15 protein-coding genes and 1 riboswitch are annotated in these 16074 nt (G+C 42.8%); of the genes, 9 read left to right on the top strand and 6 right to left on the bottom strand.

The window, feature by feature from the left end; all coding sequences use genetic code 11:
- Positions 1-40: 40 nt before the first annotated feature.
- The 3 genes from GFC28_RS04390 to GFC28_RS04380 all read right to left on the bottom strand — a co-directional run bounded on the left by GFC28_RS04390 (position 41) and on the right by GFC28_RS04380 (position 3287).
- Positions 41-964, bottom strand: coding sequence for an MBL fold metallo-hydrolase (locus GFC28_RS04390; RefSeq protein ID WP_044743427.1), 924 nt, complete (start codon positions 962-964; stop codon positions 41-43).
- Positions 965-1125: 161 nt separating this feature from the next.
- Positions 1126-1878, bottom strand: a complete 753-nt coding sequence (map, locus tag GFC28_RS04385; protein ID WP_044743428.1) for a type I methionyl aminopeptidase — start codon at positions 1876-1878, stop codon at positions 1126-1128.
- A gap of 122 nt (positions 1879-2000) precedes the next feature.
- A complete protein-coding gene (locus GFC28_RS04380; protein WP_044743429.1) occupies positions 2001-3287 on the bottom strand; it encodes an ATP-binding protein in 1287 nt (428 codons plus the stop codon).
- Positions 3288-3533: 246 nt separating this feature from the next.
- Between GFC28_RS04380 and GFC28_RS04375 the strand changes: the two genes are divergently transcribed.
- Positions 3534-3782 (top strand): hypothetical protein, encoded by a 249-nt coding sequence (locus GFC28_RS04375; RefSeq protein ID WP_044743430.1) that lies wholly within the window; start codon positions 3534-3536, stop codon positions 3780-3782.
- Between the two features lie 480 nt (positions 3783-4262).
- Positions 4263-5060, top strand: coding sequence for a uroporphyrinogen-III synthase (locus GFC28_RS04370; RefSeq protein WP_044743431.1), 798 nt, complete (start codon positions 4263-4265; stop codon positions 5058-5060).
- A 73-nt stretch (positions 5061-5133) separates the two neighbouring features.
- On the opposite strand, the gene GFC28_RS04365 is transcribed toward GFC28_RS04370, so the two are convergent.
- The gene (locus GFC28_RS04365; protein ID WP_044743432.1) at positions 5134-5487 is read right to left on the bottom strand and encodes a hypothetical protein; all 354 of its coding nucleotides are present in this window, start codon (positions 5485-5487) and stop codon (positions 5134-5136) included.
- 304 nt (positions 5488-5791) lie between these two features.
- Between GFC28_RS04365 and GFC28_RS04360 the strand changes: the two genes are divergently transcribed.
- From GFC28_RS04360 to yidC, 3 genes are all read left to right on the top strand, one after another.
- Positions 5792-6310 (top strand): metal-dependent hydrolase, encoded by a 519-nt coding sequence (locus tag GFC28_RS04360; RefSeq protein ID WP_044743433.1) that lies wholly within the window; start codon positions 5792-5794, stop codon positions 6308-6310.
- 84 nt (positions 6311-6394) lie between these two features.
- Complete coding sequence (locus tag GFC28_RS04355; protein WP_044743434.1) at positions 6395-6667, top strand: hypothetical protein; 273 nt, start codon at positions 6395-6397, stop codon at positions 6665-6667.
- 27 nt (positions 6668-6694) lie between these two features.
- On the top strand, positions 6695-7453 hold the full coding sequence (yidC, locus tag GFC28_RS04350; protein ID WP_044743435.1) for a membrane protein insertase YidC: 759 nt from the start codon (positions 6695-6697) through the stop codon (positions 7451-7453).
- 42 nt (positions 7454-7495) lie between these two features.
- Here yidC and pepF read toward each other — a convergent pair whose 3' ends face one another.
- Positions 7496-9361, bottom strand: a complete 1866-nt coding sequence (pepF, locus tag GFC28_RS04345) for an oligoendopeptidase F (RefSeq protein ID WP_044743436.1) — start codon at positions 9359-9361, stop codon at positions 7496-7498.
- Between the two features lie 244 nt (positions 9362-9605).
- Between pepF and GFC28_RS04340 the strand changes: the two genes are divergently transcribed.
- On the top strand, positions 9606-11750 hold the full coding sequence (locus tag GFC28_RS04340) for a DNA topoisomerase III (RefSeq protein ID WP_044743437.1): 2145 nt from the start codon (positions 9606-9608) through the stop codon (positions 11748-11750).
- Between the two features lie 144 nt (positions 11751-11894).
- On the opposite strand, the gene GFC28_RS04335 is transcribed toward GFC28_RS04340, so the two are convergent.
- A complete protein-coding gene (locus GFC28_RS04335) occupies positions 11895-12329 on the bottom strand; it encodes a GNAT family N-acetyltransferase (RefSeq protein WP_044743438.1) in 435 nt (144 codons plus the stop codon).
- Positions 12330-12726: 397 nt separating this feature from the next.
- On the opposite strand from GFC28_RS04335, the gene GFC28_RS04330 reads away from it, so the two are divergent.
- The 3 genes from GFC28_RS04330 to rraA all read left to right on the top strand — a co-directional run bounded on the left by GFC28_RS04330 (position 12727) and on the right by rraA (position 15696).
- Entirely contained in the window at positions 12727-13017 is a 291-nt protein-coding gene (locus tag GFC28_RS04330) for a phasin family protein (RefSeq protein ID WP_044743439.1), read from the top strand.
- Between the two features lie 37 nt (positions 13018-13054).
- A complete protein-coding gene (gene ubiB, locus GFC28_RS04325) occupies positions 13055-14731 on the top strand; it encodes a 2-polyprenylphenol 6-hydroxylase (RefSeq protein ID WP_044743440.1) in 1677 nt (558 codons plus the stop codon).
- A 485-nt stretch (positions 14732-15216) separates the two neighbouring features.
- Positions 15217-15696 carry a ribonuclease E activity regulator RraA gene (rraA, locus tag GFC28_RS04320; RefSeq protein ID WP_044743441.1) on the top strand — a complete coding sequence of 160 codons (480 nt, stop codon included), beginning with the start codon at positions 15217-15219 and terminating at the stop codon, positions 15694-15696.
- Between the two features lie 64 nt (positions 15697-15760).
- A riboswitch (cobalamin riboswitch) is annotated at positions 15761-15951 on the top strand.
- Positions 15952-16074: the final 123 nt, after the last annotated feature.

The raw sequence follows: 16074 nt of genomic DNA, 5'->3' as shown, positions 1-16074 counted from the left end.
TGCCGTTTATTAAGCAGCAAGGGCTGTCTGCCTATGCTGGCTAGCCGCAGCAATTCAATACTTCTCCAAGCTTTAAGCAGCGCAGCCGTTCTAGATCGAGCTGGCGCCTTTGCCATTCAGATACGAGACGGTCAAGCGCTTCCTGCGGTGTGTCATCAGCGAGGCGGAACGCTCCATAATGCATGGGAATAAATATATTGGCTTGACAGTCCATAAAGGCTTGAACGGCTTCCTCAGGAGTCACGTGCTGCGGCCCCATAAACCATTCTGGTTCATAAGCGCCGATGGGCAGGAGCGCATAGTCGATAGAAAAACGTTCACCAATTTCGCGAAAGCCGCGAAAATAGCCGCTGTCACCGGCAAAATAAAAGGTTGGCTGTCCATCTGTATGGATGATCCAGCCTCCCCAGTGGGAGGTATTCATATCTAGCAATGTTCTTCTTGTCCAGTGCTGTGCGGGCACAAAGGTAAAGAATGTTCCTCGATACTCCACGGTATCCCACCAAGAGCATTCTGTCACATGTTGATATCCTTTTCGGCGGAATAGACGTCCAAGGCCAACTGGAACGAAAAAATGAGGATTTCCTTTTAGTTTGCGAATGCTGGAAAAATGCAAATGGTCGTAATGGCCGTGTGAAATAAGAACAACATCGACAGTTGGCATGTCGTTGATCGCAATTCCCGGAGCAGTAAGCCGTTTAGCTGTCCCCATTCTTTTAGCCCATACAGGGTCTGTCACAACCGTTATTCCATTTATTTGGATAACAAAGGTAGAATGGCCGATCCATGAAAGCAATGTATTCGCTTGATTCTCATGAAGCTGTTGATATTCAGGCGGATCAACGTGTGGAACTTGATAGGAAAGATCCTTTTGTTTGGTTTTTCGTTCTTTTTGCCATCGACGAAAGTCAGAAAATGTTTTTTTAGTCGAAATAAGGTCTAAATTTTCATATCGCTTCATGATGCTTTCCTTCCTTTTTAAACCGTTTGAGAGCTATCATATCACATTCTCTCTTCCTGCTGCTTTGACAGGTTCATTTTTCACGATGTATCTAAATGATTTGTACGAACGGCAAATAAAAAGTGAATAAGATGGTCCGCGCAAAAGGCGGACCTCCATTCATTTTATATGGAACAAGTAGTCAAAATTAACGGTCCGTTTTTCGTAATGGCAATTGTATGCTCGTATTGGGCAGAATAAGATCCGTCTACCGTTCTGGCTGTCCAGCCGTTCTTGTCCATGCGGCTCTGCCATTTTCCGGTGTTTACCATCGGTTCAATCGTAATCACCATGCCCTCTTTTAGGCGCATCCCTTTTCCTTTTTGCCCGAAGTGGGGAATGAACGGTTCTTCGTGAATGGTCGGACCGATGCCATGACCCGTAAAGTCGCGGACAACTGAAAAACCTTGTGCTTCCACATATGTTTGGATAGCATAACCGATATCCCCGATCCGGTTTCCGACTACAGCCTGTTCAATTCCTTTATATAAAGATTGTTCCGTAACAAATAACAAGGATTTCAGCTCCTCGCTGATTTCGCCAACGGCATATGTCCATGCCGAATCAGCAAGCGCTCCATGCAAATTTACAACGAAATCAATGGTGACGATATCCCCGTTTTTCAGCGGCTCATGGCGTGGAAAACCATGACATATTTCATCATTGATCGAAGCGCATGTGGCATATTGATAGCCTTTATACCCCTTTTGTTCTGGAGTAGCTCCATGTTGAGCTAAAAAATTCTCAACAAAATGGTCAATTTCTGCTGTTGTTATTCCTGGCTGAATGAGTTTGGCAATTTCTTGATGGCAAGCAGCCAGTAATTTTCCGGCTTCCTGCATAAGCTGAATTTCTCGTTCTGTTTTTAAATGAATCATTGTCAATAAGCTTCTCCTTTATTCTCATCTTTCTTTCTTATTTTAACATATTTGCCGAGAAATCTCTCATCTTGACAGCGCGTAGGCTGGAGCGGTTCATATTATGTATATGAAGGAAAAGGTTAAATGACTAGAGCATTTTCTTGGTCGCTGGCCGTCTGCTTTTGTCTTGATTGCGCTAATGGGAAATAGATACATACGGTTGTCCCTTTGTTAACTTCGCTTGTAATATGAATGGTTCCGTCCATCGATTCAACGATGCGATAAACGACCATCATGCCAAGTCCTGTTCCTTTTGTGCCTTTCGTCGTAAAATAAGGTTCACCAAGCCGGTCGATTTGTTCTTTTGTCATGCCGATTCCTGTATCACTCACACGGATTAAAATTTGCTCATGCTCAATAGATACATAAATATCAAGTGTTCCGCCATTTTGCATTGCTTCAATGGAGTTTTTCATAATATTCAATAAACATTGCTGGAATTTTTCTCGTTCTCCTTTTACATGGAAGGGGATTAACGATGCTTGAATATCCACACTGTTCATGTTGGCAAGCGGACGCAGCAAATCAATGACTCGTTCAATTTCTGTTTTGACATTGAGCTTTTCTACATATTCTGGGGCCGGTTTAGCAAATGTCAAATAATCCGTAATAATCGACTCCGCCCGATCTAATTCTTCGATGGCAATTTGGATGTACTGCTTTCGTTTTTCCGGTGGCAAATGGCTCTGCTCAAGCAACTGCATAAAACCTCGGGCGGCAGTGAGCGGATTGCGCACCTCATGAGAAATGGAAGCGGCTAAGTGGCTAACGACTTCCATTTTTTCTGCTCGAATAATTTGTTTGCGCAATGAGTTGTTTTTATAAAGCATTTCTTTTAAATAACAGGCTGTTGCCATGCTAATGGGTTGAATAATCAAATACGAAGACCAAAACGGCAGCGATGAGAACGCCATTTGATCCAATAGGACGGTCAACATCCCGGAAAAGGTGGATAAAACAAAGGTGAGCAAGATACGCTGCTTAACAGACAATGATAAAAAATATTTTGACAGCAGCATGCTAACGAACATCACAAAAAAGGATGGAATGACGGTAATCATCCATTGTTCTTTTCCTAAAAGTATGTGATATCCAATTGCAAGCAAACAAAGAATGAAGCCAACAAGCGGTCCTTTATATAAACTTCCGAGCCAAAGAGGAATTTGGTGCAGATTGTAATCGCGCTCTGTGTCGGTGCTGATCGGAAAAGTCATGCAAAGAAAGGTCGTTAAAGCAAACGAAACGGTTAGCACATGATTTTTAAGCAGTTTTGGCACCTTTCGTTCCTCTAGCCATAACGGAACGGCGAAAATGGGAGCTAAAATGAAAAATAAATTCAACAAAAAATCCTTCAAAATATTAAGCATAAAAGCACCTTCTTTCGCATTTCGACAGCATGTACTAGTCTATTTCATTGTAAACAAAAAAACTGTCAAATGTTAAGGGGGAATCATTAGAGTTATTTTGACATAAATCCTGCTTTTTCAACACATTGATGCATAAATGACAAGGTTCGTTTAACTGCTCAAAAATTTGTTGATTTTTTTTGGTTTATTGTTCAATATTTTCTTCTATATAATTTTATTGGAATGGAAAGAAAAAGGGGGAGTTTTATGACAGGGGATCAGTATAACCAACTTATCCAATGGATTCAGCAAAAACAGCCTGTCAAAATCAAGATGCGTCATGGAGAAGCAACATTTTTGCCGGTAAAGCTATATCAAGATGCGCAAAAATTATTTGTATACAACAGAGAAATGCGGTTGATGAATATTGCTTTTGACGATATTATCTCCATCAAGCCAACACGTATTTACGGTTCGTTTGATCGGCGCAAGCTGATACATATGTATATGCTGTAAAAAAAGGGCGGTCTGTGACCGCTCTTTGTCGCTTTTAGAGGTTATATGGATAGGTGGCCAACGCTTTTCCTTTTGTTATATACTATGTGTATGAAAAATGAAACAAATCTGAAACCTGTATTTCCTTTGGCTAGCAAGCGAGCCGTTGTTTGGTCTATGGTCGTTTAAATTAGGATCCGCAGTGCTAGTTGAGCAAAACGTATGGTTGATGCTTCAACATCTATCTTCATGTGAGCAAGTGATGCTCCCGCCTCTGACCGTTGGTTTTTACATGGATATACAAGTCAATCAAGCTCTAAACGTTTTAGAGACTGTTGACCAATGTTTTGTATTCTGCATTAGGGACCTCGCATGGCTGCGCTCTTAAGCCATTTGCGGCTGAAGAAATCGACATAAGATAGTTTACAAGAATGATAGGGCAAGGTTCATGGTGATTTTGTCTAGCAAATAAACATCATTGCAAGGAAGGGGAAGCAAAAATTGAAGGGAAAACGAGTCGCTTTATGTGCATCAAGAAAGCTGGAAGAAATGGCAACGTTGATTGAAAAGCAAGGAGGCATTCCGCTTGTGCGACCTGCTCAAGGAACGGTATTTGCTAAAAAAGAAGAGCTTGTTCACGAAATCGAAGAGGTGATTGTAAGCTGCCCAAGTTGGATGATCTTTACAACGGGGATTGGAGTAGATGCATTATTAGAAGCAGCTGAGCGAGGAGGAATGAAAGAAAAGTGGCTGGAGACGATTCGGCAAGCGAATGTTGCTATTCGCGGCTATAAAACGGCAGCCGCCCTGAAACGAATCGGAATCGCTCCTATTGCGGAAAGCGATGACGGAACGACGAAAGGATTAATTCGCTCGCTACAATCATTTTCATTGGCTCAAAAACGTGTGGTTGTCCAACTATACGGAGATACTGCTCCGTCATTAAAGCAATTTCTCCAGGAATCGGGCGCCATTTATACGGAATTGTTGCCTTATCAGCATATTGCACCGGATGAAGCGGTTCTTGAGCAGCTATATGAAGAAGTGACGAACCAGCAGGTTGATGCTGTTTGTTTTACGACAGCGATGCAAGTGCGTTTTTTCTTTTCTTTTGCTAAGGAAAAGAAAGACCTTGAGCAGCTGCGTCGGGCTTTTGCTAGGGATGTGGTCGCTTGTGCCGTTGGGAAAGTAACGGCTGAGGCGCTTTCTGAGGAAGGGGTTGATCGCATCGTTGCTCCAGAGCTGGAGCGTATGGGAGCGATGATCATTACTCTTGCCAAACACTTTAGTGCTAATTAAGAATGGCGAAAATAACAAGAAAGTTTTGTATGCTTTTTCACAAAGCGATGTAAAAAGAGAAAAAAACTAAACACTATATAAATCTTAATAAAGGCTCTTTTTCTGTAAATAACTCGTCGGCTTTGATTTGCAGCTCAATTTCTTTAGCAAGCAGTTCGGCATCATGAAATGAGTAAAGCGGCAGTGAGGCGAGATGAGGATATTCGTAGTAAAATATGTTTTCATTGTTTGATGGGTATACTTTGACGGTCCAATAATACAGCTCGCTAGCGTGGTCCGTTGGCGAGCCTTCTAAGGCGATGACCCAATGGGTTGCGGAAAACAACGTTTTTTTGTTTTCAGAAAGATTTTGTATAAAAGCGGTGCGGTCATTTTCCCCCATTGGAATAGCTGAGGTAGGATAAAGTTCTTTGTAGTTTGGAAACATAGCACCCCTCCCTTATATACATCATATATGTGCTAAAAAAATAAAATGCCTTCTTTTTTAAAAAGCGAGGAAATGAAATAGAGTGGATGAGAAAAAATGAACAGGCCATCAGCAAGCCGGTTTAAACACGTATGAGGAGTAATCATGGTGAGAGGGATTTACCTAGGATAATGGCTAACGTTTTTCACCAATTTTCTTGCCGTCTATTGCGATTAGGCGCTTTTCGTATTAGAATGTGAGGAGACGAACAAATATTCTTTTTTGTGGTATCATCAATGAAAACGTGTTTGTAGGTGATGGTTGATTGCGGTATCATACTCATGTGGTGACATCGTTGTGCATTGGAGCGGCAATCGCTTCACAAACCTCTTTGCCGTTTACGATCAGCTATACGGCCGGAATTATAGTGGGGAGCTTGCTGCCGGATATTGATGAACCGAAATCATATGTCGGCCGCCGGTCATTAGGAGCTGCGCAAAAAGTGAAGCAGGCGTTCGGCCATCGCGGAATGACTCACTCACTTTTTGTTTGGGCTGTACTCGCTCTTATGATTATGCTTGAATCGCCGTCGGTTTTTGCAAGCGGGCTCGTATTGGGTTATTTGCTTCACATTTTAGAGGATTTTTTATCGGTTCAGGGAGTGCCGCTGTTCTGGCCTTTGCAGGATAAACGATACAAAATTCCGTTATACCGGACAGGGAGCCGCTTGGAAACGGTCCTCTTTTATGGTTCCTTTTCGTTGCTGATCTACATAGCCAGCCAGTATCAGCTGTTTCATGAATGGCTGCGATCGCTGCGGTCGTTTTTTCAGCAAATATGGTGAGGGGCGAACATCTCGCTTTTTTTTCTTAAACAAATCTGTTATGTTTATGTTAGGTAGGACGCTGAAAGAAATGAGGTAGGGGAAATGGAAGCACCCTTTGATCTGCTGCCCTATTTATCGTTAGTAAGCGCTTTGTTTGTAGCGATGAAATGCTACATGACTCAATATCGGAAAAATAGGCTGTTTCTCCATCAGCTTGAGTTTTATGATGTGGAGGTACACAGCCGGCAGCAGGATCATCAATGGATATGGCTGCCGCTGTATCGCTTGTTTATATGGAGGCAGCGAAAGATTCCAGTCAGAGAACGATCACCTGTTTCCGATGAGGATGGAAGGAGTCTCCTTGCTTTTCGCTAAAAAGAGAATAAGCAAGGAGGCTAAATGATGAAGAAAAAATGGCTGTTGATGTTATTCGTGATTGCCGGAGTGTTAAGTGGCTGCAATCGCAATGCTCCGATTAATGAGCATAGCCAAGGAATTTGGGATCATTATTTTGTTTATCCGATGTCCAAGCTGCTTTTGATATTGGGAGATTGGTTTGGCGGAAACTATGGCCTGGCGATCATTGCTGTTACGTTGATGGTGCGGTTTTGTTTGCTTCCGCTCATGCTGAAGCAGTTCCGAACATCGTTAGCGATGCAAAAGCTTCGACCGGAGATCCAAAAATTGCAGGAAAAGTATAAAAGCAAAGATATGCAAACACAACAAAAGCTTCAGCAGGAAATGATGCAGCTATATCAAAAGCACGGAGTGAATCCGATGAGTGGCTGCCTGCCAGCATTAATTCAAATGCCGATTTTTATGGCACTGTATTATGCGATTCGACGGACTCAGGAAATTACACTTCATTCATTTTTATGGGTACAGCTCGGGCATCGCGACCCATATTTGATTTTGCCGATTTTAGCTGCTCTCACGACATTCATCTCCATGAAATTGTCACCAACGATGTCGGAGCAGCAAATGTCACAAATGGCCATCATGTCCTATATTATGCCGATCATGATTTTTATAGGGGCGAACTCTGTTCCGTCCGCTTTATCATTGTATTGGGTAGTCGGCGGTTGTTTTTCGATTATTCAATCGTTGATTTTTCGCATGCAGCTGAAATCAGCAAGAATGTCAAACGAGCAGGCATCGTAATGAACAGACCGCTTCCATTCGTATGGAAGCGGTCTGTTTTTGCTATATCTTGCCTTGTTTTCGCAAAATGTGTTCCATTTCATTGACAAGCGAGTCGAAGTAAGCGAAAAGACTATTTAACGGTTGCGGAGAAGTCATATCCACTCCGGCTTTTTTTAATAAAGAAATTGGATCATCCGATGTTCCGGAGCTTAAAAATGTTAAGTAGCGCTTTGTTGCTTCTCCTGTTTGGTCTTTCTTCATTTGTTTGACGAGCTCAAACGATGCGGCAATCGATGTTGCATATTTATATACGTAAAAGGCGTCATAGAAATGAGGAATGCGCAACCATCCAAGCCCGGCTTCAGGATCTGCCGCATAAGCAGGGCCGTGGTATTTTTTCAACAAACGAAGCCAAAGCGCATTCAAATCTTCAGCGGTTAGGCTACCGCCCTGCCGCACCTGATCATGAATCGTTTTTTCAAATTCAGAATACATCACTTGCGTATATAAGGTACCGCGAATTTGATCAATTTGTTGATTGAGTAAATATAATTTTTCTTCATCGTTTTTTGCCTGTTTGATGAAATAATCCATCATCAGCCACTCGTTAGCTGTCGAAGCCACTTCTGCCGTAAAGATGGATTGCCCTGAATAGCGGTAAGGTTGTGTTTGGTTTGTATAGACAGAGTTCATAGCGTGGCCGATCTCATGAGCGATCGTCAATGTTTGGTCTAGTGAATGGTCATAATTTAACAAAATAAATGGATGGGTATCATAGGCTCCCGTGTTATATCCGCCTGTATATTTTTTAGGGCGAGGATATACATCAAGCCAACGATGATCAAAGGCATATTTCACTTGCTTTATATATTCTTTGCCGAGCGGTTTTAAGCCTTCGAGTATAAGCGCCTGTGCTTTGTCAATCGGAAACCTCATTTGGTTGGCCACTGTTTGTGAGACGAGCGGAACGTACATATCATAGCTATGGATTTGGTCTGTTTTTAATATGTTTTTTCGCAGCTCCACATAGCGGTGCAGCGACGGTAAATGCTGGTTGACTCCTGAGATCAGATTCGTGAACACTTGTTCCGGTACATCATCGGCCGATAGAGCCGCATCAAGGCCTGATTTGTACCGGCGTGCTTTGGCATATAGCTCATCCGCCTTAACAGAAGCATATAATGTTGCTGCTGCGGTATTTTTGATGGACTCATAGCTTTTAAAAAATGTTTGGAACGCCTGCTGGCGATAGGCCCGGTCAGGGTGCTCAAGCGCTTTTAAATAATTGCCTTCTGTAAGCTGCACCGTTTGGCCATCTGCCGTTTTCATAACGGGAGGAGTATAATCGCCTCGTGAAGCGTTATTGTAAATATTTTCGGCATCGCTTGTGATCGGAGAGAGCTTAGCGAGCAGTTGTTCTTCCTTTTTTGACAACGTATGCTTTTTTTGCTCCAGCAGCTCTTGAAAATAGCGGCGGTATCCTTTTAGTTGTTTGCTTGTTTGAAAATCATTCAGCTTGCTTTTAGGAAGCGATAAAATTTCTGGTTCGATAAATGAAGTAGCGGCTTGATAACGAGAAAAAAGCACCTCTAGCTTCGCCTTTAAACTGGCTGCTGTTTTGTCTTCAATATTTAAATCTTGCTTCATATGTGCATAAAGAGAGAGCTTTTCAAGCGTGCGCGCTGTTTTTTCCTGCAGAGCGAACAGTTTGGCCACATTGCTTTCGTTATGAAGCTTTCCTTGATAGGATGATAATAACGGGATGTTTTTGGCTGCTTTTTCGTAATCTTTGTTGAAATCGTCTTCAGATGGATAAATATCGGCGAGATTCCAAGTATAACGTTGAGCGTTGCTTGCTGCTTGTGTATGATGGAGCGGAATGATAATCATCCACAGCGTGAGCATGATGAGAAGCATTCGCTTCATTTTTGCCACTCCCTTTCCTGTAGGTTCCATATAGTAGTATGTGCAAAAATAGCGAACTTACTCGATAGAGATGGATGGAACTTGGCATGTTTACCTTTGCATGCAGGAGTTTGGCCTGTTTTTCAACGGTCATGTTCGTGATGAGACTTTTCCGACTGGAGATTTTTAAGACATCCTTCGGTTCATCTTTAAAGTTGATTGATATAGGAAAAATGTCGTTTATCGGTTAAAGGAGAGAGAAGCTATGAAAGTGATTATCGCGGAAAAACCAGATCAAGGAATCGCGTTGGCCTCGATTTTTCAGACCAAAAAACGCCAGGGCTATCTTGAAATTTTACCAAACGAGTTGTTTCCAAAGGGGGCTTATATGACATGGGCAGTCGGCCATTTGCTCCAGCTGGCTCCGCCTGAACGGTATCGGCCGGAGTGGAAGCAATGGAAGCTGGAAATGCTGCCGATCATTCCCGAGCAATTTCGCTATGAAGTGGAAAAATCCAAGGCGAAGCAGTTTCAAATAGTGAAGGAGCTCTTGCGAAAACCGGAGGTTATAGAAATTATTCACGCAGGAGATGCCGGGAGGGAAGGAGAGCTGATCATCCGCAATATCATTCACATGAGCGGTGTGAAAAAGCCGATGAAACGTCTTTGGATTTCTTCGTTAACTCCAAAAGCGATTGATGAAGGGTTTCGCCGGCTGCTTGATGAAAAAGAAACATGGCCGCTATTTGAAGAGGCATATGCGCGCGCTTGTGCCGATTGGCTTGTCGGCATGAACGCGTCTCGCATTTACAGCATTTTACTTAAACAAAAAGGAATGAATGATGTTTTTTCAGCTGGAAGGGTGCAAACCCCAACTCTCGCTTTAATTGTCAAGCGTGAAAAAGAAATCGAAAGCTTTAAACCAGAGCCGTTTTGGGAGGTTGTTGCTTCATTTGTTATGAACGGCAAACAGTATGAGGGCAAATGGATGCAACAGCAGGATTCTCGTTTAAAGGACCAAGAGCTGGCTAATAAAATTGCCGCATTTTGCCAAGATAAACAAGCGGAAGTCAAAGAAATCAAGACGGAACGAAAAACGTTTCAGCCGCCGCTTTTATTTAACTTATCGTCGCTGCAAGCAACGGCCAACAAACTTTATCAATTCTCTCCGCAAAAAACGCTTGATATTTTACAAAAGCTATATCAAAGAGGAATCGTTTCGTATCCCCGTTCTGATTCACAATATGTAACAAGAGGGGAAGCGGAAGCGTTTCCAGAAATTTTGCAAAAATTAAGCCAGTTTGCAGCGTATCAATCCTTCTTTCCGCTTCCAAATACAAGTATTTTACATAATAAACGTTATGTAAATGAAAAAAAGGTGACAGACCATTATGCGATCATTCCAACTGAGCAGGTGGTGAATCCTGAAACGTTATCGAAAGAGGAGCGAAATATTTATGATCTAGTTGTCCGGAGATTGCTTGCTGCCCATTATCCTGAAGCCATTTTTGATTATACGACAGTGACGACGCTTGTTGATGGGCGGGCGGTTTTCATATCAAAAGGAAAGCAGCAAATTCAGGAAGGATGGCGGAAAGTTTTCTTTCAGCATGACGAAGAGAATGTAGCCGCTCTTCCGCCGCTTGCGGAAGGAGAACGGGGGAAAGTGGAAAAAGTCGATGTGAAAGAAGGCAAAACGCAGCCGCCAAAGCGGTATACAGAAGGTCAATTGATTACGTTGATGAAAACGGCGGGGAAATTTTTAGAAAACGAAGAATTAGAAAAAGTGCTTGCTAAAACGGAAGGTCTCGGTACGGAAGCGACACGGGCTGGCATTATTACGATGTTGAAAAACCGAAAGTATATCGAAGTGAAAAAAAATCAAGTATATGCTACTGACAAAGCGAAAATTTTAATTGAAGCGATTGGGGATAAAATTTTAGCCTCGCCGGAAATGACCGCAAAATGGGAGCAGCGTTTAAGCGAGATTGGCGAAGGAAAAGCCTCTGCTTCCCTATTTATGGAACAAGTAAAAAAGCTGTCGATAAAAATCATAGAAGATGCAACAGCGATGGCGAAGGATTGGAATTTCTCAGGATTCGATACCGCTTCTATTCAGCGTACAACATCGAAAGCAACGCTTGGCAAACCGATCGGCCCATGCAAGTATTGCGGCGGAACAGTCATTGATAAAGGAGAGTTTTATGGCTGCGCGCATTATGCGAAAACAAAATGCTCATTTACGATCTCAAAGGTGATTCTCGGTAAAAAGATTTCACAAACGAATGTAAAAAAGCTTCTGCAGCACGGAAAGACAGATTTAATCAAAGGATTTAAAAAAGGGGATCAAACATTTAATGCCCATTTAGTGTGGAATGAGCAGGAAAAAAGAATTACTTTTTTATTTTAACATTATCCACCAAGAAGTCTCCCGTCTCTTTAACGGATTGTAGGTGGGGGAGGCTCATTGCAAAATATTAAAAAATGCTTGCTCTTTTTCTACCCGGCATAGCTGAGCACGTGCCGGGTAGAAAGCAAACTTAAGCAGCAACCATTAGCAATGGCGAAAGATTTCCATAAACTGATCTGGCTCATGCAGCACTTCAAATCCGAACGGCTGGTAAAGACCATGCGCATCCTTTGTCACTAATAAAAAGCGGCGGATATTGAGAAGATCCGGGTGCTGCAGGACACATTCTACCAGCCACTTGCCAAGCTCTCTGCCGCGATAGGCTTCATCAATAAAAACATCGCATAAATAGGCGAATGTCGCTCCGTCAGTAACCACGCGTGCAAATCCAATCTGTGTCTGGCCGTGAAAAAGAGAAAAGCATAGCGAATGTTCAATCGATTTGATAATCGTTGTTCGTTCCCTTTGATTGGCCCAATAGGACTGAGCCAGAAACTCGCATACGCGGTCCATTTGAATGAGGGCACGATTAGTGGAAATCATCATATCATTTCGTTTATATTCAACGACTTGAAACAAAGCGTTTCCTCCTCCCTATTTCGACGAATTATAAGCGATTTTAAGAAAAAAGGCAATGCTGGGTACTGGGAAAAGGAAAAAAACAACAGATTTGGGCAGTCTATCATATATCGCTTTTGTTTCCTCCCTCTTATTGGTGTAAGAGCTTCATGCCTTTGCGTGACAAGGACGAACCGAGCCGCCGACTCCTTCAATCAGATGATTTATTCGGCGTTTATAGCCCGTTTGGTGGAACTTTTCTATTGCTAAAGGCATGATGGATTCAAAGCAACGTCATTTTATGGTGAAACAGAAGGCACAGATGTTTGACAGGAGCGAAATTCAAAGGTACATTGAAGCTAACAAACACGAAATGCAAAAGATGTAAAAAACACATAATGAAGGAGGAAGGATAAGAATGGATATGATTAGAAAAATGTTGGCGTTTGGGCTTGGTTTGGCGTCTGTCAGCAAAGAGCAAGCAGAGAAATTGGTGGATGAGCTAGTGAAAAGAGGAGAATTATCTTTAGAAGAGTCAAAAGATGTAATTGATCAATGGATTCGGCAAAAGGAAGAAGGGAAAGCGGAGTTTCAGCGCGCTGTGCGTGAGCAGCTTAAACAAATGCTCGATAAACTTGATTTAGCTACAAAAGAGGATATTCGCCAATTAGAAGAACGAATTCAACGCTTGGAGCAGAAAAACGAGTAAATAAAAAGATTTTGGAGCTGCAAAAGGAGACAGACCAATGGCCGGAAAAAGGATGCGTCATGTAAGTCGTTATCGGGAGATCGCTGTCGCTTTGATTCGCCATGGCTTTGGGATCGTAGCGGAGGAAATCGGGTTTTCCCAGTTTCTTTCTCTTCCACAAAGATTATTTTTCGATGCGCAGGAAAAGAATGAAAAAACAATTGGAGAACGAATCAGGCTCGTGTTACAGGAGTTGGGTCCAACTTTCGTGAAGCTGGGGCAGATTGCGAGCACGCGTCCGGATTTAATTCCTGGCCCTATTATTCGGGAATTGGAAAAGCTGCAAGATCAAGTTTCTCCTTTTTCATTTGCCGAAGTCGCACGAACAGTTCAAGAGGAATTAGGAAGTGATGTGGATCGATTGTTTCAACAGTTCGAGGCGGTTCCGATTGCGGCCGCTTCGATTGGACAAGTTCATCGAGCCATCTTGCATTCAGGAGAACAAGTCGCTGTTAAAATTCAGCGCCCGAATATCGCCCATATGATTGAAACGGATTTAGAAATTCTGCAAGATTTAGCGATTCTCGCTGAGCGCCGCCTTTCATGGGCCGCGCAATATCAAATCGGCGATATGGTTGAAGAATTCTCGCAATCTCTTCGGGCCGAGCTTGATTATACGATTGAAGCGAGGAATGCTGATAAAATTTTTCAGCAATTTAAACAAGATCCTAGCATTTATGTTCCAAAAGTATTTTGGGAGTATTCAAGCAAAAAAGTGCTAACGATGGAATATGTGGAAGGCATCAAGCTTAACGAGTTGGAGCGGCTGAAGGAAAGCGGCTATGACTTGAAACGTTTGGCCGAACGTCTAACGAAGGCCATTTTGCAGCAAATTTTAAGAGAAGGGTTTTTCCATGGAGATCCTCATCCCGGCAATCTATTCGTATTGCCGGGGGAGGTGATCGCTTTTATTGATTTTGGGATGACCGGGCGTCTGACGCCAGATATGAAATATCACTTTTCTTCGTTAGTGATTGCTTTAATGCGTCATAATACAGACGGAATTATAAAATCGCTGTATCAAATGGGGCTTGTTCCTGAGCATGTCGATGTATCGCGATTGCATGAGGATATCGAACAATTAAGAGAGAAATACTACAATGTTCCGCTCAGCCAAATCAGTCTTGGCGAGGCGCTTCATGATTTGTTTCATGTTGCCTTTCAACACTCTATTCGCATTCCGAAGGATTTAACCCTTCTGGGGAAGGCGTTGCTAACAGTGGAAGGCGTAGCAGAGCAGTTAGATCCGGAGCTGAACATCCTCAATATTGCTGAACCGTTCGGCCGCCAACTATTAAAGGAGCGATTGCATCCTAAGCATCTAACCGAAGAAGTATGGAAGCGCGTGTTCAATTATGGAGAAATGTTGCTGGATCTCCCTAAGAACGTGAAGGAGTTAACGGCATTTATTAAACAAGGAAAGCTGCATTTGAAAATGGATATTCCTGAATGGCCGCTTTTTTTAAAAAAATTAGATCAAATTAGCAATCGCTTATCCTTCAGTATTGTGCTGCTGTCCTTCAGCATTATTATGGCAGGGATTATTATTGGCGCTTCTTTAGGTAGGCAATCGACTTTACTCTGGAAAATTCCAGCGATTGAGATTGGGTTTGGTATCGCCTCTTTGATGTTTTTATGGCTGTTATATTTAATTTATAGATCAGGACGGTTTTAGCTGTTGACCTAATCGCTGGTGGTAGATTCACTTGTTTTATTCTCGTGCTGTATAAAATGGAGAGCCACGGCCAGAAGATAGGCCGCTGACTTGTCTCGGTCACGCCAAAGCGTGCTGTCGAAACCTGCTTATATAGGGACTGCCTGCAGAGGCTCGACTAGAATGTGTTACGATAATAATTTTATGTAAACAATCAGGTGTGCTGATGATCCAATAAAAACCATTGGCATTACTTGATTCCCAGCTTTTCTGCCGTAGTCGGCAAGCAAATGACTTGCCGACTGGGCATGCATATGGCGGAAAAGCTTGTGTCTAGCTCAATCATTCCATATTTTTAGTAAAATGATCATCCACACTTGCGGGAAACCATATTAGTTCTTCTTATTTCACCGTTCCTCTGTTTTTTTTGACGGATTTTGCAGGATTTTTTTTCAAAATGTCAAAAGGATTTAATAGACAAAGAAAAATGGGGGAAGGGAAATTAAATGAAGACAGCAGATTTATGTGATCAATTTTTGTCGGAGCTGCAAGTGTGCCAATTACCGTTGCATTCTTATGGCGGAAAAACAGAGTTTTCCGGACCGATTGCCACTGTTGAGGTATTCGAGGACAATGTGCTCGTTCGCGAAGCGCTAGAAACCATTCCGGCAGGCACGGTGTTAGTTGTTGATGGAAAAGGTTCGCGAAATTGTGCATTGCTCGGAGATCGTCTGGCACAAATCGCTTGTGAACGAGGACTTGCAGGCGTGATTGTCCATGGTTGCATTCGCGATTCAGCTGAAATTGCGCAAATGCCGCTTGGCGTAATCGCTCTTGGGACATGCCCTGTCAAAAGCAAAAAAGAAGGGAAAGGGGCGCGTGATCGCGTTCTTGAATTCGGGGGCGTACGTTGGGAGCCGGGCGCGCATGTGTATGTTGATAGCGATGGAGTTGTTGTCGCTAAAACAAAACTGTTCGAAAAATAAAAATGGTTGACTTTTTTCGAAAATTCATCATATCATTGTGGAGGAACAACTAAATCATTGAATCGTTTGCTAAAGCAAGTAAGGTGCCTTTCTCTATTGGGACAGGCTTAAAAGGGAAGTACGGTGAAAAGCCGTCACGGTACCCGCCACTGTGATGAGGAGCTTCATTGCATCATGTCACTGAAGGAAACTTCGGGAAGGCGCAATGAAGCGATGACTCTAAGTCAGGAGACCTGCCTTATTTGCTCGGCCGGATACCTACGGGATTATAGGTAGACGTGCGGGGGAATGGTATACATATGCATTTGTGATTGGCCGTATGCATTTTTCTGCACCTCTATCGATAGAGGTGCTTTTTTATTTCATCAAAAAGGAGAG

The organism is Anoxybacillus sp. B2M1 (assembly GCF_001634265.1).
In the GTDB taxonomy this organism is placed as follows: domain Bacteria; phylum Bacillota; class Bacilli; order Bacillales; family Anoxybacillaceae; genus Anoxybacteroides; species Anoxybacteroides rupiense.
Note: the sequence above shows the minus strand (reverse complement) of the source record. Positions and strands in the feature narration are given on the sequence as shown.

Excerpts from the sequence above, each read along its gene's own strand:
- rraA (WP_044743441.1), top strand. The coding sequence starts at position 15,217 with ATGAAGACAGCAGATTTATGTGATCAATTTTTGTCGGAGCTGCAAGTG.
- ubiB (WP_044743440.1), top strand. The coding sequence starts at position 13,055 with ATGGCCGGAAAAAGGATGCGTCATGTAAGTCGTTATCGGGAGATCGCT.
- map (WP_044743428.1), bottom strand. The coding sequence starts at position 1,878 with ATGATTCATTTAAAAACAGAACGAGAAATTCAGCTTATGCAGGAAGCC.
- GFC28_RS04330 (WP_044743439.1), top strand. The coding sequence starts at position 12,727 with ATGGATATGATTAGAAAAATGTTGGCGTTTGGGCTTGGTTTGGCGTCT.
- GFC28_RS04380 (WP_044743429.1), bottom strand. The coding sequence starts at position 3,287 with ATGCTTAATATTTTGAAGGATTTTTTGTTGAATTTATTTTTCATTTTA.
- GFC28_RS04365 (WP_044743432.1), bottom strand. The coding sequence starts at position 5,487 with ATGTTTCCAAACTACAAAGAACTTTATCCTACCTCAGCTATTCCAATG.
- GFC28_RS04375 (WP_044743430.1), top strand. The coding sequence starts at position 3,534 with ATGACAGGGGATCAGTATAACCAACTTATCCAATGGATTCAGCAAAAA.
- GFC28_RS04355 (WP_044743434.1), top strand. The coding sequence starts at position 6,395 with ATGGAAGCACCCTTTGATCTGCTGCCCTATTTATCGTTAGTAAGCGCT.
- GFC28_RS04340 (WP_044743437.1), top strand. The coding sequence starts at position 9,606 with ATGAAAGTGATTATCGCGGAAAAACCAGATCAAGGAATCGCGTTGGCC.
- pepF (WP_044743436.1), bottom strand. The coding sequence starts at position 9,361 with ATGAAGCGAATGCTTCTCATCATGCTCACGCTGTGGATGATTATCATT.
- yidC (WP_044743435.1), top strand. The coding sequence starts at position 6,695 with ATGAAGAAAAAATGGCTGTTGATGTTATTCGTGATTGCCGGAGTGTTA.